This is a genomic window from Spongiibacter sp. (assembly GCF_984394615.1).
Map to the genome: position 1 here is coordinate 1 of NZ_CFHTQA010000036.1, position 16074 is coordinate 16074.

12 protein-coding genes and 1 tRNA gene are annotated in these 16074 nt (G+C 56.4%); 7 read left to right on the forward strand and 6 right to left on the reverse strand.

Going from position 1 to position 16074, the window contains the following annotated elements:
• Window positions 1-117 precede the first annotated feature (117 nt).
• Window positions 118-1986, reverse strand: coding sequence for an adenylate/guanylate cyclase domain-containing protein (locus tag AC5DB9_RS12715; RefSeq protein ID WP_272991981.1), 1869 nt, complete (start codon window positions 1984-1986; stop codon window positions 118-120).
• 178 nt (window positions 1987-2164) lie between these two features.
• Here AC5DB9_RS12715 and AC5DB9_RS12720 point away from each other — a divergent pair.
• Window positions 2165-2241, forward strand: a tRNA-Ile gene (locus AC5DB9_RS12720).
• 45 nt (window positions 2242-2286) lie between these two features.
• Here AC5DB9_RS12720 and AC5DB9_RS12725 read toward each other — a convergent pair.
• A complete protein-coding gene (locus AC5DB9_RS12725) occupies window positions 2287-3192 on the reverse strand; it encodes a LysR family transcriptional regulator (protein ID WP_272991979.1) in 906 nt (301 codons plus the stop codon).
• A gap of 168 nt (window positions 3193-3360) precedes the next feature.
• On the opposite strand from AC5DB9_RS12725, the gene AC5DB9_RS12730 reads away from it, so the two are divergent.
• Window positions 3361-3810, forward strand: coding sequence for a DoxX family protein (locus AC5DB9_RS12730; protein WP_272991977.1), 450 nt, complete (start codon window positions 3361-3363; stop codon window positions 3808-3810).
• 60 nt (window positions 3811-3870) lie between these two features.
• Window positions 3871-4821: a glutathione S-transferase family protein gene (locus AC5DB9_RS12735; RefSeq protein ID WP_272991975.1), complete on the forward strand. Its 951-nt coding sequence runs from the start codon at window positions 3871-3873 to the stop codon at window positions 4819-4821.
• A gap of 65 nt (window positions 4822-4886) precedes the next feature.
• Here the strand turns inward: AC5DB9_RS12735 and AC5DB9_RS12740 are convergent, their stop codons facing one another.
• Together AC5DB9_RS12740 and AC5DB9_RS12745 are read right to left on the reverse strand one after the other, a co-directional pair.
• Window positions 4887-6569, reverse strand: a complete 1683-nt coding sequence (locus tag AC5DB9_RS12740) for a hypothetical protein (RefSeq protein WP_272991973.1) — start codon at window positions 6567-6569, stop codon at window positions 4887-4889.
• Between the two features lie 160 nt (window positions 6570-6729).
• Complete coding sequence (locus tag AC5DB9_RS12745) at window positions 6730-9084, reverse strand: TonB-dependent receptor (RefSeq protein ID WP_273009637.1); 2355 nt, start codon at window positions 9082-9084, stop codon at window positions 6730-6732.
• Window positions 9085-9570: 486 nt separating this feature from the next.
• Here AC5DB9_RS12745 and mltF point away from each other — a divergent pair, with 486 nt between their 5' ends.
• Complete coding sequence (gene mltF, locus AC5DB9_RS12750; protein WP_272991969.1) at window positions 9571-10941, forward strand: membrane-bound lytic murein transglycosylase MltF; 1371 nt, start codon at window positions 9571-9573, stop codon at window positions 10939-10941.
• Window positions 10942-10985: 44 nt separating this feature from the next.
• On the opposite strand, the gene AC5DB9_RS12755 is transcribed toward mltF, so the two are convergent.
• Window positions 10986-11477 (reverse strand): nitroreductase family deazaflavin-dependent oxidoreductase, encoded by a 492-nt coding sequence (locus AC5DB9_RS12755; protein ID WP_272991967.1) that lies wholly within the window; start codon window positions 11475-11477, stop codon window positions 10986-10988.
• Between the two features lie 195 nt (window positions 11478-11672).
• Between AC5DB9_RS12755 and AC5DB9_RS12760 the strand changes: the two genes are divergently transcribed.
• The 3 genes from AC5DB9_RS12760 to mscL all read left to right on the forward strand — a co-directional run bounded on the left by AC5DB9_RS12760 (window position 11673) and on the right by mscL (window position 15312).
• Entirely contained in the window at window positions 11673-13718 is a 2046-nt protein-coding gene (locus AC5DB9_RS12760; RefSeq protein ID WP_273009635.1) for a TonB-dependent copper receptor, read from the forward strand.
• Between the two features lie 56 nt (window positions 13719-13774).
• Window positions 13775-14776: a 1-acyl-sn-glycerol-3-phosphate acyltransferase gene (locus tag AC5DB9_RS12765; protein WP_272991962.1), complete on the forward strand. Its 1002-nt coding sequence runs from the start codon at window positions 13775-13777 to the stop codon at window positions 14774-14776.
• A 101-nt stretch (window positions 14777-14877) separates the two neighbouring features.
• Window positions 14878-15312: a large conductance mechanosensitive channel protein MscL gene (mscL, locus tag AC5DB9_RS12770; RefSeq protein WP_022959470.1), complete on the forward strand. Its 435-nt coding sequence runs from the start codon at window positions 14878-14880 to the stop codon at window positions 15310-15312.
• Window positions 15313-15339: 27 nt separating this feature from the next.
• On the opposite strand, the gene AC5DB9_RS12775 is transcribed toward mscL, so the two are convergent.
• Window positions 15340-16059, reverse strand: coding sequence for an SIMPL domain-containing protein (locus tag AC5DB9_RS12775; protein ID WP_272991960.1), 720 nt, complete (start codon window positions 16057-16059; stop codon window positions 15340-15342).
• Window positions 16060-16074 lie beyond the last annotated feature (15 nt).

The following is a 16074-nucleotide window of genomic DNA, read 5'->3' on the forward strand; positions in this document are numbered from 1 at the left end:
AATCCCCTGCTGACCATCGACGGCCAGCAGCACCTCATAACCGCGACGCTGCAGGCGACGGCTGAGCATATCGCGGTTCATTTCATTGTCTTCAACCAAAAGCACGGTCGGCATTTGTCACCCGTTGTTCTCTGTTGTGTCAGTTGCCGCCAGGCCCAGCCAATCGGGCTGGATCGTTGTGCGCAATTCATAGCGCCCGTCGTCGGCGGCCACCAGTTTGCCATACAGACTGCCTTCTTCTCCCGGCCCGAACAGGCAAATATCACTGGGGCTGGGCAGTTCAGCATCGCTCTCGATCAGCAGTCCATTATCGCGGCGGGCACAAAGGTGCACCGGCAGGCGCTCATCACCCAGACGCTTGCTCTCCAGCACATTCAGCGTCAAAGACTGCGGCGTCGCCAACCACTGCCAGGGTTGCGGCTCCGGCGATTCCAGCAGCAGATCGTAGGGCAGCCCCACGCCCAGAACTTCCGACAGTGGCAATGGCGCGTCCAGGCCTTTCACCGATACCTCAATGCAGCGACCGCGCAGCACTTCGCTACGGGCATTCTCCAGCGTGGCGGGCGAAACGAGAATCTGCCCACCTGCGGTACAGGCCTCGATTCGCGAAGCGAGGTTCACGTTGTGGCCCACCACACCATATTTGCTGCGCAGCTCGGAACCGATGTTTCCCGCCACCACATCACCGGTGTTCAGGCCAATACCAATTTCAATCGCCGGAAGGCCCTCGGCCACATTGCGGGCATTCACTTCACCCATGGCCCGCTGCATGGCGACGGCACAGGCCAGCGCTCTGTCGGCATCGTCCTCTTCACTCACTGGCGCGCCGAATACCGCCAGAATGCCGTCGCCGACAAACTCGTCCACCGTGCCGCGAAAACCCTGAATCACTTCCGTCATCACCGCCAGATAATGGTTCAACAGCAGCATGCAGCGTTCCGGCTCCAGCAGCAGACTGATCGTCGAAAAGTCGCGGATGTCTGCCATTAACACCGTCACCTGGCGGCGTTCGCCACCCAGCCGCAGACCGTCCTGTTCATCCAGCAGACGCTGCACGATCTCATCCGACAGATAGCGGCCAAACACCTTGCGCACAAAACGCTGACTTTTCTCCAGCTCGGCGAGGTACTCCCGTTCGCGATCGAACCAGGACTTACGCTCCAGCAACGCCGACACGCGCGCCCCCAGCAACGTGGCATTAACGGGTTTGATCAGGTAATCGCTGGCCCCGGCGTCAATACAGTGAATCGCCCCGGCCTCGTCCTGCACACCGCTGATGACCACCACCGGAATGCGCCGCAGCTCTTCGTCGGCGCGAATGGTTTGCAGTACCTCGTAGCCATTCAGGCCCGGCATTACCAGATCCAGCAGCAGCAAATCCGGCTTGGCACTGCGCATCACTTCCAGTGCCCGCTCGCCGCTGCTGGCCTCAATTACCAGATGCTCCTGACGCTGTAGCTGTTGCGCCAGCAACTCACGGCTGCTGTCATTGTCATCCACCACCAAAATCGTTGCTGGCGCCACGCGCCGCTGATCCAGTCGCAGACCGCGCTTGAAGCTTTTGAAAATGGAGGAAATGGGGTCGGTCTTGTCACCACCGGCAGTGGGCAAACGGAGCTTTTCCAGCTCCAGTTGGAAGCGCTTGGAAAGGGTGGCGATTTCGCTCAGCGCCTCGCAGCAGGAAGCATCGCCGAGGTCTTCCAGCAAAATTTCCACATAGCCTTCCACCACGCCGATACTGTTGCGCTGATCGTGACGCAAGCGCGACAGGGCAGTGTCATCGCTGGCCTCTGCCGCCGCCTCCAGCGAGGCCGACAACACCTCCAACGCCTCGGAAATGCGCCGGGCGTCAGCCAGTGCAGCGGGATCGTCCGCAAGCGCCTGCTCAACACTCGCCGCCCGGAGTTGCATCGCCGTCAACGGCGCGTAGAGGCTCTGACGAATGTCGTCCAGATACGCCTTCTCAATACGCTGTTTGTCGTTCAAAACCCGCTCCGCGCCAAGGGTGAATACCGCAATTATGGCAGCACCGCAGCAAAATAACACAGCCGCTGGCAATGCCTGGCACGCCTCTTTATAATGCCCCGGCTGCGCCCACCGGGCGCCCTCCGCGAAACCGCAAAACGGCAGGCCGATACGGCCCACGCCAAGCACGCGGCTCAGTGGGCCTTTAGCTCAGTTGGTTAGAGCGCTCGACTCATAATCGATCGGTCGCAGGTTCAAGTCCTGCAAGGCCCACCACTTCACCGCGTCGACAAGCCTTGTCGTCAGGTATCCAATCCAAAGTTACTCAAACGCATCCCAATACGGCGGCGAGCCGAAATAACCGTCGATAAAATCAAGAAAGCACCGCAGTTTGGCCGTTTGCAATTGGCGGTGGGCGTAGACGGCATAGAGCCCCAGCGGTTCAGGCTCGCACTGGGGCAGGACGACTTCTAGCTGCCCGGCCGCGATAGCAGGGCCAGCGATGAAGCTGGGTTGCAGGGCGATGCCTCCGCCATTGATTGCCGCCTGGACGAGCAGGTCGCCATTGTTGGAGACGACACTGGCGGCGGGTGCCCCCGGCCCTTTGCGTCGCCAATATTGAGATAAGTCCCCTTCATCTTCGATGTAGCTGTAGCGCAGATAGCGATGCTCGGCTAACTCTTCAGGCTGCGTGGGTCGACCGCATCGGTCCAGATAATCGGGCGAGGCGCAGAGCAGAATACGTACGGGTGCAAGACGTTTGGCGATAAGCGAGGAGCTTTTTAGCTGACCGATACGCAGCGCGACATCGAAGCCCTCTTCCACAATATCGACCTTGCGGTCATTGAGCTGCAGGTCGATCTCGATGGCGGGATAGGCCCGCTGGAAATCGCAGATCAAGGTTCCCATGTGGGAGATGGCAAAGGATACCGGCGCGCTGATACGCAAAAGCCCCTGCGCCTGCTGCTGGTAGTCGCCGAGCTGACTCTCCATATCGTCGATATCAAACAGCACTTGTTGAACGCGCTGAAAGTAGGCCTGCCCGGCTTCTGTCAGACTGATACGGCGCGTAGTGCGCCGAAGCAGACGCGTACCGAGCTGTTTTTCCAAAGCTGCGACATACTTGCTGACCAGCTGCGGTGACTTGTCCAAGCGCTCAGCCGCGCGGCTGAATCCACCCTCATTCACGACCGAAACAAAGGTCCTCATCGCATCGAGACGATCCACAGTCACTCCTTAAGTTCGCCAACTCGCCCCAATATTATCAACAAATTATTGATAGTTATAAAACATATCAGCCATTTATTGCCATTAAGTAGAAAGATAAAGTTGCACCATGGCTCGGGCAATAAGGACCTGAGCCACCCCAACGATTCTTAATTAACGGAGCACGACATGAATACCTCACTGATCAAAACGGTTTTACACAGCAACGCGGGCTTTGCCGCACTGGTGCTTCGCGTACCGATTGGCTTGATTCTGGCCGCACATGGCGCGCAGAAACTGTTCGCGTGGTTCGGCGGCTACGGCCTGGAAGGCACCGGCCAGTGGATGGCCAGCATCGGCCTTGAGCCGGGCTACCTGATGGCGCTGATGGCAGGCTGCGCAGAGTTCTTCGGCGGGCTGGCGCTGGCACTCGGTTTGTTAACGCGACCCGCTGCCCTGCTCACGGCTTTTACCATGCTGATCGCGATCTTCAGCGTTCATATTGATAACGGCCTGTTCATGAGCAACAACGGCTACGAGTACGCGCTGACCCTGCTTGTCGCCGCGGTGGCACTGGCGATTCAAGGCGGTGGCCGGTTCTCGGTGGATGCACTGCTGAGCCAACGCCTCAGTCAGTAAGCGCCCCCACCCCATCGGCCCGCAGCGTTGCGGGCCATACTGTTTCCCGAGGAGTGAGCTATGTTGCTTAACGGTAAATGGGCAGAAAACTGGCAGCCCGTTCAGAACAAAGATGAGCAGGGTCGTTTTATTCGCCAAACCTCGTCGTTTCGACACTGGATTACCCCGGACGGCAGTGCCGGGCCGACTGGCAAAGGCGGCTTTAGGGCCGAGAAAGGACGCTACCACTTATACGTCGCCTATATCTGTCCGTGGGCGTCGCGCACGCTGATGGCTCGCGCACTCAAAGGCCTGAGCGATTACATCAGTGTGAGCGTGGTGAATCCGGTATTGACCGATCAGGGCTGGACGTTTGGCGCTTACCCAGACGCCGATGAGGACAAACTCAATGGCGCGCAGTATATGCACCAGATTTACACTCAGGTTGATCCACAGTTCACCGGGCGCGCGACGGTGCCAGTACTCTGGGACAAGCATCAGCACACTATCGTCAATAACGAGTCGGCCGATATCCTTCGCATGTTGGGCAGCGCGTTTGATCATCTCACGGGCAATCACCTCGACCTTTACCCCGAGGCATTGCGCAGCGAGATTGATGCGCTGAACGACTACCTCTATCCCGCCTTGAACAATGGTGTGTATCAGGCGGGTTTTGCCAGCTCACAGGTGGCGTATGAGGAGGCTTACCACGGCGTTTTCGCGGCGCTGGACAGGCTGGAGTCCCAGCTCGCTGATGGGCGATCGTTTCTATTGAGAGAGCAACTGACAGAAGCGGATATTCGACTGTGGGTGACCTTAATTCGCTTTGATCTGGCCTACCACAGCTTATTCAAATGCAATCGCAACACCCTGCGATCGATGCCCCGACTATGGGCCTACACCCAGCGGATACTGGCGATGGAGGGCATTGCCAGCACCGTAAACGTCGACCATATCAAGGCCGGCTATTATTCGATTAAAGCCCTAAACCCAAGTGGTATTGTGCCGCTGGGGCCGCGGCTGGACGACTGATGTGCGTCAATACAACACATCGCTCGGCGTATTCCCGGAGCGATGTGTTGATGAGCATACCGCGCTTACTGGCAGCTAATATCTACATTATCAATGGTAGTGCCGTTCACAGTACCGCTGCCATTGCTGATGGAGCAAGTCACACTGCTGGAGGGCGAGAGCTTCACTTCGTAGCTGGCACCATCGGCCACCGGGTTGTAGTTATAGTTGTAGTAGCCGTTCTTGATACCGCCATCGTTGACCCACTTGCCGTCGATGAACAGCTCCCACTGACCAAAGTTATTGCTATTCGGCAGACCGGAAGTGGTGCCACCGATGTCGTAACCGGCCACAACTTCGCTACAACTGATGTCGATATTGTCGATATCGCTGCCGCTGAGCGTGCCGCTGGGATTGCTCACCGTGCAGTCCACCGCGCTGGTAGGATGAACAATGACTTCGTAGCTGGCGCCATCAGCCACCGGATTGCTGTTGTAGTTGGTGAAGCCGTTTTGCAGGCCACCGTCTGTGACCAGTGAGCCATCCACAAACAGCTCCCATGAACCAAAGCCACTACCCGCAGGCAGGCCACTGGTGCTACCACCGAGGTTGAACGCATTGTCGCTGCACTGAATATCAACATTGATGACATGGGCGCCGCTGACGATGCCACTGCCATTGCTGACCTCGCAACTCTGCCCCGCCGGCGCAGTGACAGTGACCTCATAGCTGCTGCCATCGGCAACGGGATCACTGTTGTACGTCACCGCCCCGTTTGCAAGCACGCCATCATTGGCAATGCTGTCGTCCAGCCACAATTCCCACTGCGCTGAGTTGCCGCCAGCATAGCCAGAAATAGTCCCGCTGATATCAAAGCTGCTGGCTTCCATATACGGTTCGAACTGACCGAGGAAAGCCACGGGATCAATGCTGCTGACGTTAATTTCATGAACCTCATCGTCCATCAAGCTTACGGCGTAGCTGTAGCCGTTTTCGTCGTCGTACCAAACGTACTCTGAATTGACCTGCTCAAACCGAGTGAGCTGCAAAGCATCACCATTGTTGTCATCCGGAGTGAGGTCGAGAAACAGATTACCCGAGCCAGAGAAGATAAATGACACGCGATCGTTCAGCGCATAAGGTGCTCCGGGCTCTGCATAGGTGAACTGCATGACCATGGATGTACTTTTGAGCGCATCCGGCAGGGTGCTGACATCGCCACCGCCGGAGTTCTCTTGCTCGAGCTCACTCAGGGTTTTCTGAAAGTGCGCAATGGCATCTGCAATACTGATCAGGGTCACGCCCATCACATTGAACACCTGCGCTTCGAAATCAGACTCACTCAGACTGAAATCCAGTGCGCCAGTAGTAAGCGAAGACTCGTCGATATTGATGCCGTTATCAGGATTGTTGTCACTGTCGAGCGATTGCAGCAGACGAATGATATTCACCACAACATTGTTGTTTATATCGTCAACACCCGCGATATCCAACGGCGTGAGTAAACGGCTTGCCCGCACCGACGGGAATTCAATATCGCCGATAAAGAAGCTGACCGCCTCGCCACGACGAAACCGGAAAACGCCGTCAGCATCGGTATAGCCTTCAAAGGATGGCGTTGAATAGCCAACGCCCTCGACCGCCGAGTCAACCAGTCGACCACTGGACTCAGACTTTTTATCATCGTCATCACAGCCAGCGAGCATTAGAGGAAGGGCCAGCACGCTGGCGCAAAGTAGAGATAGTCGGGGAGCGGTTGCTGTTTTCACGTGGAGTCTCCATACGGTCACATTGAGTCCTTCAGGAAACACTATTATTCACGCCCACTTCCCGCTTGCCCGCCCCCCAATTACGGGGGAAATAATCGCGACAATCGGCGCAGCGCAGGATCAAAGGCAACGACTGCTCTGAATTCAGCCCGGCAGGCCATTAATCCATTTCGCCAAAGTTATAGCGAAAGTCCACGGAGTACTGCGTTTCGTCCGGGCGGGTAATCGCCACATAATTCCCCCCCTGAAGAATGGTATCCAGCACGAGCAACTTCTCTTTGACTTCGGTGAGGTTCTTGGCATTGAAGATCACCGCCCAGCGCTTGTCTTCCGGTCCAATCGCCAGGCGCGCATTAATCTTGGTCGTCGCTTTCTGGAAGGTTTGCTCATCGAGGTCGTAGTCCAGATAGTGTTCACCCTGATGAATAACGTCCACCGCCATCATCCCGCCGATTCCCCAGCGCGGAACGATAGGAAAACGAATTGTAGGAGAGAGACTGGCTGACACCTTGGGATTGTACGGCAGCTCCTTACCGCTGAGGTCTTGCGAGGGATGCGCGTTCTGGCCGCACTCGGGCAGAGCGTCGGTGTCGTCCCAGGTCGTGGGACCACAGGGGAAGTGGCCGTACTGGGTCTCGTTAAAGCCCAGGCTGCCTTGAACACTCAGCCAGGGCATGGGCGGAAGCCAGCGAAAGTCGAGCTCTACACCCCGAGATTCCGCATCATCGACATTAACGGTGTAAATCGCAGTTCCGTCAAAAACATTGAGCTGCAAATTCTCGAACTGCATGCTGTACACCGTGGCATTCACTTCCAGGGTGTCGTCGAACAGTCGGCTTTTGATCCCCACTTCAGCCGAGACGGCCTCTTCCGGCTCGTATTGTAGGCTGCGAGTATGGATCACCGGCCCGGAAAAGCCCCCGCTCTTGAAGCCTTTGGAGATATTGCCAAACACGGTTAACTCATCAACCGGAGACCAGCTAATGGCAAGCTTTGGCGACACCTCGCGCTCTTTCAGCCGGTCCTTGGCGTAGTAATTTTCAGAGCCATTGGTGAGCGACGGTACGATGGAGTCGGAATAATTCGACTGTTCGCCATCAATCGTTTCCTCGCCATGGCGCAAGCCGAGTGACGCCGTCACGGTATCTGACAGATGCCAGTCCGCTTGCCCGAACAGCGCATAAGTCTCGGATTTGACGCGAACCGCGGTCTCGATAGTAAAGTCCTCACCGCTTCCGGGAATAACCCCCACTTCAGCCAGTAGAGAAAAGAGCGGGCCGAGAAAAGAAGGCAGCGGAATACCACGTCCTTCTGCGATGACAGGAGCCAAGGCAATCAGGCCATCAAGTACCAGAGACGTCTCCTGACTGACCTTCGATTGGGCATTGCCTGCGAACACCCCGAACATCCAGTCAACCGATTCTCCCCAGCCAAAAAGCGGGCCACTGTCGGCGCTATAACGCAGCTCAAACTGGCGTTGCATGTACCGGTCTGGCCCGTCGGTTTCAAAATAGCCGGTATTTACCGGGCTGAAATCCGTATCCAGCAAAAACGGTGTATCCACGCGGGCCCAGCTTGCCAGGCCGCTGACACTGCCATTTCTGAACATCATAAAGTCGCCCACATTCATATCCAGTTTGAGGGCGACCGAGTCGCTGTCGCGATTGGAATAGGTGGGTGAGTTAGAAGAGCGCGTATCGTTGAACTCGTCATCTTCGATCCGTGGATCGCGCTGCTCAAATGTTCGTCTGGCGGTCTCTGTCAGGTAAGAGTGCTGAAAGCCATTGCCCACACCTTCGTATTCCGTACTGAAGGCAATCAGCTTGAGTTCCACATCCTCACTGAGGAAGTAATCGAGGCGAAGACGTACTGATTCATCTTTAAATTCTTCTTTTTCGTTGTCTCTCGCAGTGTTGAACAAACCAAGGTACTTCTCCCGCTTTCGCCAACTGATGCGAGCTGCCAAGGTGTCCTCAATAAGCGGAAAACCTATCGCGGCCTCGTAGCGCTTTCCGTCGAGTCGCTCCTCAGTCACCTGTACATACCCGCCTGTATCAAGCGACGGCGACTTGGTGGTGAAGTTCAATACGCCAGCAATGGTGTTCTTGCCAAACAGTGTTCCCTGGGGACCACGAAGCACTTCCAGTCGCTCTAAATCGAACACACCATCATTCGTAAATGTGCTGCGCCCGTAACTGATGCCGTCGATGACCAAGCCCACCGAGGGCTCGATATTTCTGGCCAGCGGCGGAGAACCAAAGCCACGGATCATCGTCGAGCTGTATTGCGGGTTAGACGCCGTGAATTTCACGTTGGGCGTGTATTGCACCAGATCCTGCGCATCGGTAATGGCCGCTTCGGCAGCCAGATCGCCGGATAATGCCGACACCGACATGGGAACATCCTGCAAGCTCTGGGAGCGCTTCTGCGCGGTGACAATGACCTCTTCCAACAGCCTGCCTTTACCGGCCTGCGCCGAACACGCTCCAGAACTGCACACCAGTGCCAGAATCAACAGACACCATCTCTTAGCCGACCTTGGGACCATCACACTTCTTCCCTAGTTATTATTTTTATATGTTCAGGTATCAATGAGTGCGTCACTCACCGCAGAGAAGGTATTGATTCACCTGTCGCTATCACCGCATTAACGCGATCTGCCCATCGCTTATCTGGCAGCACATATCGACGCGAGGAGCTCTCTGGTCATGACGTCAAATCTGGAACAAAACTCAAATGACACAAAAAACGAGAGAGGTGATCTTATCGACTGCTCACTCCCCCCAGAAGATGACAACCGTAAACACTAAATCGACGAACTGGCCCTAATCGCGATTAAAATCGTCGCCAGGACTCGTCGTCGCCGGTCGCTGGTTTTCCTGCCGGCACAAACCGGCCCGAAGGAATTACGTATTGATCTGAAAGGATTTTTTTGACGTAATGCGAAAGAAATAATTCGAAGAAAGTCGTGCGAAAAAAACAGATAAAAAATGGGAGCCTCATGAAACGCTTTACTCAATCCTTTTCCCTGGCGCTGGCCGTCATTGCGGTGACGGCCTGTGACCGCGCGCCCTCTTCCGGTGACGGTGCGGCGATTCGCAGCATGGACGAGATCAAGGCATCTGGCGAGCTGCGGGTACTAAGCCGCAATGCACCGACAACGTATTTCCTGAATAGAGATGGCGACCCTGCTGGCCCCGATTACGAACTCACCAAGGCCTTTGCGGATTCTCTCGGTGTCGAGTTGCGCTTTATTGTGCAGGACAACATCGGCGACATTCTGTCCGGCATCAAAGCCGGGAAAGCTGACTTCGCCGCTGCGGGCCTGAGCAAAACTCCACAGCGCGAGACCGAGTTTCTGTTCACCCGCACGACCGAAACGGTTACCGAACAGCTGGTATGCCGACGTGGCGGCAATGTGGCCAAGAGTCTGGATAAACTGGCCAATGTTTCCCTCGAAGTGCCCACAGGCAGCAGCTATGAAGAAACGCTGACACAGTTGCAGCAGAGCAACCCCGAAATTAGCTGGAAGAGCAATGACAGCGCCGGTACGGAGAGCCTTCTACAGAAAGTATGGGATGGAAAGCTCGATTGCACCGTTGCCGACTCCAATATAGTCGCGGTTAACCGACGCTTCCTACCCGAGCTGATCGTGATGTTCGATCTGGGCACACCCAAGGCGCATGCCTGGCTGATGACGAAAGGCAGCAGCGAACTCAAGGGCGAAATAGACAAATGGATGGCCAGCGCCGACGGCAAGACTTCTTTGGCCGCCGTTCACTATCGGCACTACAGTTTTATTGAGAACTTCGATTTTGTCGATACACGCGCGTTGGTAGAACGCATTGAGGAACGGCTGCCCAAATACAGCCAGTTGTTCGAAAAGGCAGCGGGTAAACACGGTTTCGACGGCATGCTGCTCGCGGCACAGGCCTATCAGGAGTCGCACTGGGACGCGACCGCCAAGAGCCCCACCGGGGTGCGCGGTATTATGATGCTGACCCAGAACACCGCCAAATCACTGGGCGTTGAAGATCGACTCGATCCCAAGCAAGCCATCCCCGGCGGCGCAGCCTACCTGGCGGAGATGCGAGATCGCTTCAGTGAAGATATCCCCGAACCTGACCGTACCTATCTGGCACTGGCGGCCTACAACATTGGGCGCGCGCACATGCATGATGCCCAGTCACTGGCCAGAAAGCTGGGTAAAGACCCGAACAAGTGGGAGGACATACGCGAGGTTCTGCCGATGCTGTCGGACAAGCGTTACTACAAGGATTTAAAATACGGCTATGCCCGAGGCATGGAACCGGTGCGCTATGTGAAGCGTATTCGCAACTACGAGAGCATTATCAGCGCGAAAGATAAATAAAGGGCTGAGCACCGCCAGCCCCCTCTCGCCGGTTACGAGCCTGACTAGACCGGCGAACAGAGAAACACCGGAATATCCCGGTCGGTTCGCGCCTGGTACTCATCGAAATCAGGGTAAAGACTCAGCAGGTGTGGCCAGAGTTCGCGTTTGCGTTCAGGGCTTACCTGCTCAGCGAGATAGCTGCGTTTGTCTCCGCCCACCATGATCTCAACATCCGGATTGGCTTTCAGATTGTAATACCACACCGGGTGCCTTTCCATCCCGCCCTGAGAGGCTACCAATAATTTCTGCTCTCCCATCGGCAAATGAATCAGGGCGACTTCCCGCGGCTGCCCGGTTTTTCTGCCACGCATCGTGACAACGCAGATCGGATAGCCACCGGGAAAATGTTTCATCAGGCGCCCGCCGCTCTTCTTGTACACCCAGACATTAAAACGGGTGTAGTGGCGCATAATGAACTTAATCAGGCCAAACCATTTGTCCGGGATTTCAGCAACATCCTCCCGACGTGTTTTTACATAATCGAATTTGCTCATCGCATTCCCCGCATCAGCTCAGTGGTTTTTATTGTTGTGCCAGCCTTTCGCGTTCAGCGCGTGGAGTCAATGGAAAAACCGATCAGCTCGACTGCCAGAATTACCGCCTGATTCATCGGCCCCGCCCCTGCGACGATTTGCCACAATCCGCCGCGTCATCACTGAATTAAAATGCACATTTTTTAACCCGACATAATGATGACAATGATAATCCGCCATAGCGCCTCAGCCCTTTTCCTTTTCAGCTGTGCCTCGCTCAGCTTCGCCCAGACTCACCTTAACCACGACCTGCCCATTGAGCTGGTAGAAGTCAGCGCGACCGCTACCCATGGTGACGGCGAACAGTTACTCAGCAGCGCACCGGTCACACGCCCGGTTCACGACGCCGGAGAGCTGCTGCGTTCCGTCACAGGCATGACGGCATTGCGCCGAGGGGGCCGCGGCTTTGACCCGATTATTCGGGGGCAGAGTCAGGCCAATCTGAATGTCATTGCCAATGGCGCCTTTAATTATGGTGCCTGCCCCGGCCGCATGGACCCGCCCAGCACCTATATCAGCAGCGACAGCTTCGACTCGGTACGGGTCATCAAAGGCCACCGCTCCGTGGTTTACGGCGCGGGCGGCAGCGGCGGTACACTGCTGTTTGAACACCAGCGTCCGGACTTCAGCGACAGTCCCGTGCGTGGTGAAATCACCGCCGGCTACACCGGTAACAGTGATCTGCGGAGCAGCTCCGCGGACATCGCCACCGGTAATGAGCAAGCCTACCTCCGTGTATTTGGCAGTAAGAAGCGCTCAGACAACTACCGCGACGGCGGCGGTGATACGGTTGCCTCTGCCTTCCAGTCAGACAGCTTTGGCATCGTGGCAGGCGCCGATATTACCGCCAGCGATTATCTGGAAATAAACCATGAACGCGCCTTCGAAGACGATGTCTGGTACGCAGGGAATGGTATGGACGCGCCCTATGCCGACTCCGAGAGCAGCAGCCTGCGCTGGCATCATCACGCGCCAATAGGCCCCATCGACAGCCTTGAGCTGACGCTGTATCGCAGCGACGTGGTGCACCTGATGGACAACTACACGGTTCGCCAGCGCAATACGATGGCGAACGGTATGGCCGCGCCGTCCAGCTCCGACACCTGGGGTGGACGCCTGCTGGCAGGCATTGAGCGCGACAGCTACCAGCTACAGATGGGGCTGGATTACCGCGCCAATGCCCGCAAAGCGCTGTTGTATATGGATGCAGGTAAAGACGGCCAGTACGACATGTTGTTGTCGCGGATGTGGCCCGACGCCGAGCTGCGCCAGCGCGGCGTTTTTGCCGAACTCGACTATCGCCTCAGTAACGTCGACACCCTGCGCATCGGGACGCGCTATGACCAGTTCAACGCTGCCGCCCGCAGCGCAAATGTGAGCACCGGAATGATGGGCAGCGCCACGCCCGCTACCCTGTATGCCAACGCCTACGGCGTTGACGCGCGGCCACGCGAACGAGAGGGCATCAGCGCAGTGCTGGGCTGGGATCGCCAATTAAGCGAGCAGTTGCTGCTGAGCAGCAACCTCAGTCGCTCACTGCGCGCCCCGGACAGTTCTGAATTATGGATGGCCCGCAGCGCCATGGGCAGCACCTGGATCGGCAACCCGGCACTGGACCCTGAACTGCATCAGCAACTGGATATCAGTCTGATCGGCAACCATGAGCAAAGTCAGTGGAGTGTGACGGTATTCGGTGACGAGGTGCATAACTATATCGAGCGCTACGAGACCGCTGCGGGCGATCGCTACCGCAACATCTCCGCCTCATTATACGGCGCCGAGTTTGACGCGAGCCGCCCGCTGGGAGAATCGCTGCGAGCGGGGATCAGTCTGTCTTATACCCGCGGTGAAGGCGACAACGGTGATCTGGCGCAAATTGCGCCGCTGGAAGCACGAGTGAAAATTGACTACGAACGCGAACGTTGGGCCGTGGGCGCTGAATGGTTGATTGCTGATCGCCAGTCACACTTCAACTCCGCCGTCGACGTCGACTCGGCAACCCCCGGCTTTGCAGTGTTGCACGTCTTTGGACACTGGCAACTCACCGACGCGCTGTTACTGGAAGCCGGCATTGAGAACCTGTTTGATCGCCGCTATGCCTATCACGTAAACGCCGGTAACGCCGACCCGTTTACGCCGGATGCGCTGCGCGTCAACGAGCCGGGGCGGCAAAGCTGGATTAAACTGCGCTACCGCTTCTAATCGCCAGAAATCTTCTACACTGGTAGGCATCGCCCATATCGGAGATGTCTACCAAGATGACGTGGTTGCTCGAACACCGCCTGTGTCGCCGGCTGATCTCCATGCCGCTGATTGTGCTACTCGCCATCGTCATGGCGACAAGCGTTCCGCTTTGGCTTCCGTTGTCATGGCTACTGGGCCTGCTATACCCACCTGCTCGCGCCGCGTGGCGCTGCCTCGCCTTCATCACCTTATACCTGTTGTATGAGTGCGTTGGCCTCGCGGTGAGTGCCTGGCTGTGGTTCCGCTATCCCGTGATGGGCCGTGACCATCAGGACTATCTTCGCGCCAACGGGGCCCTGCAGTCCTGGTGGGCCAATGCCCTGTGCCGCTCGGCAAAGTGGCTCTTCCGGCTTCAGTTTGACGTGACGGGTGAGGAAGCCCTGAATGGGCCCGGCGCGATTGTCTTGCCACGTCATACCAGCATTGGGGATACGCTGTTACCCATGTACGTGTACACCATTCCTCAACAGCTGAACGTTCGCTATGTGCTGAAAAGAGAATTGCTGCTGGACCCCTGCCTCGATACCGCGGGACATCGCCTGCCCAATGTCTTCCTGAATCGCGCCGCCGAAGATATGTCTCCGGAACTGCAGTCGCTCACCGAGCTGGCAGCGAATGCAGGCAATGACGCGATTGTGCTCTATGTCGAAGGCACTCGCTTTTCAGAGCAAAAGCGCCAGCAGCTTCTCCGCCGCCTTATAGAAAAAGGCAATAGCGCTGCTGCCGACCGAGCCAAAGCGTGGACACATGTGCTGCCACCCCGCCCGGCGGGCGCGCTGGCCCTGATGGATGCCGCGCCTGAGAAAGATCTGCTCTTCTTCGCACATCACGGCTTCGAGGGTGCAGCGAGCTTTGCCAGTCTGTTCAATGGCAGTTGGCTGAACACCACCGTGAAAATGCACTTCTGGCGGGTTCCCGCCGCCGAGCTTCCCAGCGACGATCATGCACGCCGTGAGCTGCTGTTCGATCAGTGGCAGCGTATGCAGGACTGCATTGAAGAAATGCGGAAACGCTAGCAAAACCATAGCAAGAGCTGAGTGAAACGCCGTATCTGCTCTCGACGAGATTCGTCTTCCCACTTATTGTTAGCGGCTAAGCAAACGAAAAAGGGGACACTATGGCAATCTTAAATGAGTTCAAGACCTTTATTACTAAAGGCAATATGGTTGATATGGCCGTCGGCATCGTGATCGGCGCCGCCTTCACAACCGTTGTTAAATCCCTGGTTACCGACATTATCATGCCACCGGTGGGAATGATGACGGGCGGCATCGACTTTTCAAACTTCTTCATTGCACTGGATGGCCAGCACTATAACTCCCTGGATGAAGCGACCAAATCTGGCGCGGCAACCATTAATTACGGCTTGTTCGTTAACAATATTATTACGCTGTTAATCGTGGGCGCAGCCGTGTTTGGTGTGGTCAAAACCGTAAACCGCATCAAGGCGAAAGAAGAGGAAGCGCCCAAAGCGCCGGCCAAGCCCAGCGAAGAAGTACTGCTCTTGCGAGAAATTCGGGACGCACTCAGCCAACCGCCTGAAGCGAAGTAAGCGCTTCAGGGGCAGGACATCGAGCGTTTAATCTGACAGATAATATTCCACGGTCGACACCACCCTCACCATTTTGATGTGAGGGTTGTTGCGGTCCCGGTCGCGGATTGAAAACTGCCCCTGTGAAGCGCGCTTGATCTTGCCGAGCTGACTCTCGGAATCGCGAGCAAACTTCTGGGCCACTTCCCGCGCTTTCGTCGTCGCCTCTTCAATCATCGCCGGCTTGATATCATTGAGACGGGTAAACAGGTATTCAGCCTGCGCCTGATAACCGCCTTCCAGCACAATACCCCGTTTACCCAGCTGCGATAATTTGCTCATTAACTGGCGGATCTCGGGGATATTTTCAGAGTAAACCGTCACTGCCTGCGTCGCGGTGTAGCGAAATTCAGCGCGCATATTGCCACCGTATTGCTGGGCCGATTTATCGGTAATGGCGGGCGCACCCTGAGTGATCTCGCTCTCGTCTACACCATTGCTAGTCAGAAACTCGCGAATCTCGCCCGACTGTTGTTCCAGCGCCGCGTATAAATCGGCGAGCTGATTACTAGCGACACTGAACTGGATCGGCCAGATCACCACGTCTGCCGGATACTCGCGTTCGGCGAGCCCCTTAACGTTCACACTGCGCTCGAAACTTTTCACCTGCAGGGCGGCATTGTCCAACAGGTATCCCAGCGCGGAAAGCCCTAGAAGCAGGCATAAACCTAGAAAAATCAGGCCTGCCCGATTGCTGTTCTGCTGCATAAGATTCCCTCAACG

What these genes read in the sequence shown, in the direction of transcription:
- AC5DB9_RS12755 (WP_272991967.1), bottom strand. Translation starts at nt 11,477, where the DNA reads ATGAGCAAATTCGATTATGTAAAAACACGTCGGGAGGATGTTGCTGAA.
- mltF (WP_272991969.1), top strand. Translation starts at nt 9,571, where the DNA reads ATGAAACGCTTTACTCAATCCTTTTCCCTGGCGCTGGCCGTCATTGCG.
- AC5DB9_RS12760 (WP_273009635.1), top strand. Translation starts at nt 11,673, where the DNA reads ATGATGACAATGATAATCCGCCATAGCGCCTCAGCCCTTTTCCTTTTC.
- AC5DB9_RS12765 (WP_272991962.1), top strand. Translation starts at nt 13,775, where the DNA reads ATGACGTGGTTGCTCGAACACCGCCTGTGTCGCCGGCTGATCTCCATG.
- mscL (WP_022959470.1), top strand. Translation starts at nt 14,878, where the DNA reads ATGGCAATCTTAAATGAGTTCAAGACCTTTATTACTAAAGGCAATATG.
- AC5DB9_RS12735 (WP_272991975.1), top strand. Translation starts at nt 3,871, where the DNA reads ATGTTGCTTAACGGTAAATGGGCAGAAAACTGGCAGCCCGTTCAGAAC.
- AC5DB9_RS12775 (WP_272991960.1), bottom strand. Translation starts at nt 16,059, where the DNA reads ATGCAGCAGAACAGCAATCGGGCAGGCCTGATTTTTCTAGGTTTATGC.
- AC5DB9_RS12730 (WP_272991977.1), top strand. Translation starts at nt 3,361, where the DNA reads ATGAATACCTCACTGATCAAAACGGTTTTACACAGCAACGCGGGCTTT.